At 52.8% G+C, this 6471-nt stretch carries 2 protein-coding genes; both read right to left on the reverse strand.

Annotation, left to right across the window (positions count from 1 at the left end):
* Positions 1-347: 347 nt before the first annotated feature.
* Complete coding sequence (locus IBX50_RS15800; protein ID WP_292257257.1) at positions 348-1781, reverse strand: FAD-dependent oxidoreductase; 1434 nt, start codon at positions 1779-1781, stop codon at positions 348-350.
* Positions 1782-1810: 29 nt separating this feature from the next.
* Positions 1811-6319, reverse strand: coding sequence for a glutamate synthase large subunit (gene gltB / locus IBX50_RS15805; RefSeq protein WP_292257258.1), 4509 nt, complete (start codon positions 6317-6319; stop codon positions 1811-1813).
* Positions 6320-6471: the final 152 nt, after the last annotated feature.

The following is a 6471-nucleotide window of genomic DNA, read 5'->3' on the forward strand; positions in this document are numbered from 1 at the left end:
CGGATTTTGAATCCGGCGTGTCTACCAATTTCACCACACTGGCAATGATTTTGCTTTATGTCTGGAACTTCCGGCGAATTTTGAAACCGCTGCGTCTACCGACTCCGCCATTCCGGCAATTTGAAGAGCTTGAAACAGTACACCACTGCTTCGGTAGTTGGCCGCTATTATAGAGATGTTTGCCTGTCCGTCAATAGTCAATGCGTACCAGTGTTAGAGGCACCAAAGTGCTGACCAAAATGCGCGACAAGCCCCGTACTTTTAGTGCGGGGAAGGATATGGCTGAGAAGTCATAAAAAAGCCAGAAGGGTCGGTTAAGACCCTTCTGGCTTGGATCAAGCAAAAAATCAGACTTTAAGGTAACTTAGGATGCCTTTGGCAGCCTCGCGGCCTTCCCAGATAGCGGTGACCACCAGGTCGGAGCCGCGTACCATGTCGCCACCGGCAAAGACTTTTTCGTTGCTGGTTTGGAAGGGGTGACGGGCTTCTTCCGGTGCAACGACCAGTCCCCAGTCGTTGGTTTTGATCTGGTGTTTGTCGAACCATTCCGCTGGGCTGGCTTTAAAACCAAAGGCAATCAGTACCGCATCAGCAGGCAGGATTTCTTCGGAGCCGGGCACCACTTCTGGTTTACGACGACCATTTTCATCCGCTTCACCCATCTGGGTGCGTACCACTTTCACACCTTCGACCTTGCCTTCACCCACAATGGCAATCGGCTGGCGGTTGAACAGGAATTTCACGCCTTCTTCACGGGCATTTTCGACTTCCTTGCGGGAACCGGGCATGTTTTTTTCATCACGGCGGTAAGCACAGGTGACGTTTTTGGCACCCTGACGTATGGCAGTACGGTTGCAATCCATCGCGGTGTCACCACCACCCAGCACCACCACCTTTTTGCCTTCCATGCTGATGTAATCCGCTGGATCTTTTTCATAACCCAGGCAACGGTTAACGTTGGAGATCAGGAAATCCAGTGCGTCATACACGCCCGGCAAGTTTTCACCAAGGAAGCCGCCTTTCATGTAGTTGTAGGTGCCCATGCCCATAAATACAGCATCGTAGTCATTCAGCAGTTTTTCCATGCTGATGTCTGTGCCGATTTCAGTGTTTAGACGGAATTCGATGCCCATGCCTTCAAAAATTTCGCGGCGGCGGCTCATCACCTGTTTTTCCAGCTTGAATTCGGGGATACCAAAAGTCAGCAAACCACCGATTTCCGGGTATTTGTCAAATACCACCGGTTTAACACCGTTGCGCACCAGTACATCGGCACAGCCCAGTCCTGCCGGGCCGGCACCAATCACGGCCACTTTTTTATCGGTCCATTCCACCTGGCTCATGTCGGGGCGCCAGCCTTGAGCGAAGGCGGTTTCGGTGATGTATTTTTCCACCGAGCCGATGGTGACTGCACCAAAACCATCATTCAGGGTGCAGGCACCTTCACACAGACGATCTTGTGGGCAGACCCGACCACAAACTTCCGGCAGGGTGTTGGTGCTGTGGCACAGCTCAGCGGCTTCTATGATATGACCATTGGTGGCCAGCTCCAGCCAGTTGGGAATGTAGTTGTGCACCGGACACTTCCATTCACAATAAGGGTTGCCGCAATCCAGACAGCGGTGCGCCTGCTGACGAGCTTCTTTGGGTTCAAACACTTCATAGATTTCGATAAAGGCTTTTTTGCGCAGTGGCACCGGCTTTTTAGCCGGATCCTTGCGACCGACATCCACAAATTGAAAGTCGTTTTTCTGAACTGGGGTATGTAAACGCTCAGCCATGGTGTTTATCCTCAAATCATCAATTCGGTTTACTGGGCGCTTTGGCGCGTGGTTTTCAACAGGTCACCGAGACCGGCAGCCTTGGGTTTAACCAGCCAGAAGTGGCGGATAAAGTCTGAAAACTCTTGCAGAATTTTGCGCCCCCAGGCGGAGTTGGTTTCATCCACAAAGGTTTTAATCAGGCTGCGCAGGTGGTTGCGGTAAACCTCGGTCTGTTCGGTGTTGATGCGATGCAGATCCACCAGTTCGTGGTTGTACTTGTCGACAAAACTGCGTTCCAAATCCAGCACGTAGGCAAAACCACCGGTCATGCCTGCTCCGAAGTTGTAACCTGTGTCACCCAGTACACAAACCAGACCACCAGTCATGTATTCACAGCAGTGGTCACCGGCACCTTCCACAATGGCGGTGGCACCAGAGTTACGCACGGCAAAACGCTCACCGGCACGACCAGCGGCATACAGGTGGCCTCCAGTGGCACCATACAGGCAGGTGTTACCCATGATGGAGGTTTTGTGGCTGGCAAAAGCGCTGCCTTGTGGTGGCACCAGTACCAGCTTGCCGCCATTCATGCCCTTGCCAACATAATCGTTGGCATCACCTTCCAGATGCAGGTTTAGACCACGGGCGTTCCAGACACCAAAACTCTGACCAGCTACACCTTTTAATTTTAGTGTGACAGGGTTTTCGGCCAGACCTGCATCACCATAACGGCTGGCAATTTCACCGGAAATACGTGCACCGATGGAACGGTCACAGTTGGTGACGGTAAACTCAAACTCACCACCACTTTTGTTATCCAGTGCATCCTGCAGGGCAGCCACCATACGTTCAGCCAACTCACCCTTGTCGAAGGGTTCATTACGGCTGATCTGGCAGAATTGTGGTGCATCAGCAGGAACATCATCGTTGTTCAGAATACGGCTGAAATCCAGTTTGCCCTGACGTTCGGTTTCACCTTCGATCACTTCCAGTAGATCCACACGGCCAATCAGATCAGTCAGTTTTTTCACACCCAGCTCAGCCAGGATTTCCCGTACTTCTTCGGCAATAAAACGGAAGTAGTTTTTCACCATTTCCACGGTGCCACGGAAGTGTTCTTCGCGCAGGGCTTCGTTCTGGGTGGCTACACCGGTTGCACAGTTGTTCAGGTGGCAGATGCGCAGGTATTTACAGCCCAGTGCCACCATTGGCGCAGTACCAAAACCGAAACTTTCGGCACCCAGAATGGCGGCTTTGATCACATCCAAGCCGGTTTTTAAACCACCATCGGTTTGCAGGCGGATCTTGTCGCGCAGTTTGTTCATACGCAGTGCCTGCTGGACTTCAGCCAGACCAATTTCCCACGGAGAACCGGCATACTTGATGGAGGTCAGCGGGGAGGCTGCAGTACCACCGTCATAACCGGATACCGTGATCAGGTCGGCATAAGCTTTGGCAACACCGGTGGCAATGGTGCCGATACCGGGTTCGGACACCAGCTTGACCGAGACCTGCGCCTTGGGGTTGACCTGTTTGAGGTCAAAAATCAGCTGTGCCAGATCCTCGATGGAATAGATATCGTGGTGTGGTGGTGGTGAAATCAGCGTTACACCAGGTACAGAATGGCGCAGACGGGCAATCAGGGCATTCACCTTGCCACCGGGCAGTTGACCACCTTCACCGGGCTTGGCGCCCTGAGCCACCTTGATCTGTAGTACTTCAGCATTCACCAGATAAGCAGGAGTGACCCCAAAACGACCGGAGGCAATCTGTTTAATCTTGGAGGATTTGATGGTGCGGTAACGCGCCGGATCTTCACCGCCTTCACCGGAGTTGGAACGGGCACCCATTTCATTCATGGCCTGCGCCAGGGCTTCGTGGGCTTCTGGTGACAGGGCACCCAGTGACATACCCGCCGAATCAAAACGCGGCAGCAGGTCTTCAATGCTTTCGACTTCATCCAGTGACAACGGCTGTTCGGCTTTTTTTAACTTCATCAGGTCGCGCAGGGTGGCAGCCGGACGTTCGTTGACCAGTTTGGCAAAGCGCTTCCAGGCCTCTTTACTGCCAGTTTGTACCGCTTCCTGCATGGTTTTCACCACATCAGGGTTATAAGCATGGTATTCACCACCGTGGATAAATTTCAGCAGACCACCCTGAGTGACCGGAGCCGATTTACGCCAGGCGTTTTCGGCCAGCAGCTCCTGATCCATTTGCAGATCAACAAAACCGGCACCCTGGATGCGACTGGCCACACCCTTGAAGCAGAGTTCCACCACGTCTTCATCCAGACCGATGGCTTCAAACAGTTGTGATCCACGGTAGGAAGCCAGCGTAGAAATCCCCATCTTGGAGAGGATTTTTAACAGGCCTTTCTGGATGCCTTTGCGGTAGGCACGACGGGTATCACCGGGTTCACCCTGCAGCTCACCACTGCGGTGCAGGTCAGCAATCACCTGATAACTCAGCCAGGGGTTGATGGCGGTGGCACCAAAACCGAAGAGTACTGCCATGTGGTGCGAATCCCGCGCCCAGCCGGTATCGACAATGATGTTGGCATCACAGCGCAACCCCTTGTTCATCAGGCGATGGTGCACGGCACCGGTCGCCAGTACGGCATTAACCGGAATCTTGCCTTTTTCCAGCGTGCGATCCGACAGCACCAGCAGTACTTTACCCGCGCGCACGGCGTCTTCTGCTTGTTGGCCGATGTTTTCCACGGCCTGCTTCAGACCCATTTCTGCCGGGTTGAACTGTAATTGAATAAAGTGTTCAGCAAAGCCGGGACGGTCATCTTCCACCAGTGACTTGAATTTACGCGGTGACAGCACCGGAGTGGTCAGGATGATGCGATTGGCATGTTCCGGGCCTTCTTCGAATACGTTCATTTCCCGACCGATACAGGTCTCCAGCGACATCACTATCGCTTCGCGCAGTGGGTCGATAGGCGGGTTGGTGACCTGGGCAAATTTCTGGCGGAAAAAATCAGCCGGATGGCGTACTTTTTTCGACAGCACCGCCATCGGGGTGTCATCACCCATCGAACCCACAGCTTCCTGCCCTGAATCCGCCAGTGGCAGCAACACCGAGTGGCGCTCTTCCTGGCTGACGTTGAACATTTTCATGTGGGTGGACAGTTCTTGTTTATCCATTGCCTCAAAGCGCGGACCGATTTCGGTCAGGGTGGATTCCAGATAGGTGGACTGTTCACGCAGCCACTGCTTGTAAGGGTTGGCGACCTTGAGTTTGTCGTCCACATCCTTGGTGTGCAGGATGTCACCGGTCAGGGTGTCAATGGCAAGAATCTGTCCGGGGCCAACGCGGCTCTTGTACACCACGTCTTCTGGCCGGTAATCCCAGACACCAATTTCGGAGGCAAGCGTAATGTAACCATTCTTGGTGATCACAAAACGTGCCGGGCGCAGGCCGTTACGATCCAGCATGCACAGGGCATAACGGCCATCGGTCATGACTAAGCCAGCTGGGCCGTCCCAGGGTTCCATGTGCATGGAATTAAACTCATAGAAGGCACGCAGGTCGCCATCCATGGTTTGTACGTTCTGCCAGGCCGGTGGAATCATCTTGCGTACCGCTTGGAAGAAGTTCATATCACCGGTCAGCAGCACTTCCAGCATGTTGTCCATGCTGGAGGAGTCCGAACCTTCGGTGTTAACCACCTTGTCGAGACTTTCAATATCTGGCAGGTGTTTGTTTTTGAAGTTCTTTTTGCGGGCATTAGCCCAGTTTCGGTTAGCCTCAATGGTGTTGATTTCACCATTGTGTGCCAGATAACGGAAAGGCTGTGCCAGATGCCACTTGGGATCGGTGTTGGTGGAAAAACGCTGGTGGAAGACACAGATGGAGGTTTCTAAGCGCTTGTCACCAAGATCTTTAAAGAACACCGGTAGATCCACCGGCATGGTCAGCCCTTTGTAGGACAGCACCTTGCTGGACAGAGAGGCAACATAAAAGGCATCGTCACTCTTCATCACCATTTCGGCGCGGCGACGTGCCATAAAGAGTTTAACGGCCAGCTCTTTTTCTTCCATGCCATCTGGGGCGTTAACAAAAATCTGCTCAAAACGTGGCATACAGCTCAGGGCGATTTCACCACAGACAGAAGGGTCGGTAGGAACTTCACGCCAGCCAACCACCTCCAGACCCTGAGCGTGGATTTGTTGATCCAGCGTTTGTTTGCCTTTTTGGTAGGTGGCTTGATCCCGCGACAAGAACACCATGCCCACCGCATAACGCTCGTTCATATCCTGACCAAACAGCGTCTTTGCTTCGTCTCGCAGAAAAGCATCAGGCTTTTTGAACAGCAGGCCGCAGCCATCACCGGTTTTACCATCAGAGGCAATACCGCCACGGTGGGTCATGGCGGTTAATGAACCGATGGCGGTTTTTAGCAGGTCATGGCTGGCTTCACCATGCATCTGGGAGATCAGACCAAAACCACAGTTATCACGGAACTCACCTTTACGGTACAGGCCGGGATTGTGTGCCTTTTTTGGTGCACCTGCTGCCTTCTGGTGCTCTTGTGCAAGAGGATTCATAAGCGGGTCTCTCTGTTGTTTGGCTGTTATCTGGCTGTTGTCAGTATGCAAATTCGGCATTGCCTATGCCTTTTGTGTTTTATGGGACAGATATTACACGCTGCAATAAGGAGCAAACAAATGAAAAAACGCCCCAAAAGACATTTTTTTTG

This window comes from Marinospirillum sp. (assembly GCF_014859565.1).

Bases quoted from the DNA above. Each gene is read 5' to 3' on its own strand.
- gltB (WP_292257258.1), bottom strand. From the start codon at position 6,319: ATGAATCCTCTTGCACAAGAGCACCAGAAGGCAGCAGGTGCACCAAAA.
- IBX50_RS15800 (WP_292257257.1), bottom strand. From the start codon at position 1,781: ATGGCTGAGCGTTTACATACCCCAGTTCAGAAAAACGACTTTCAATTT.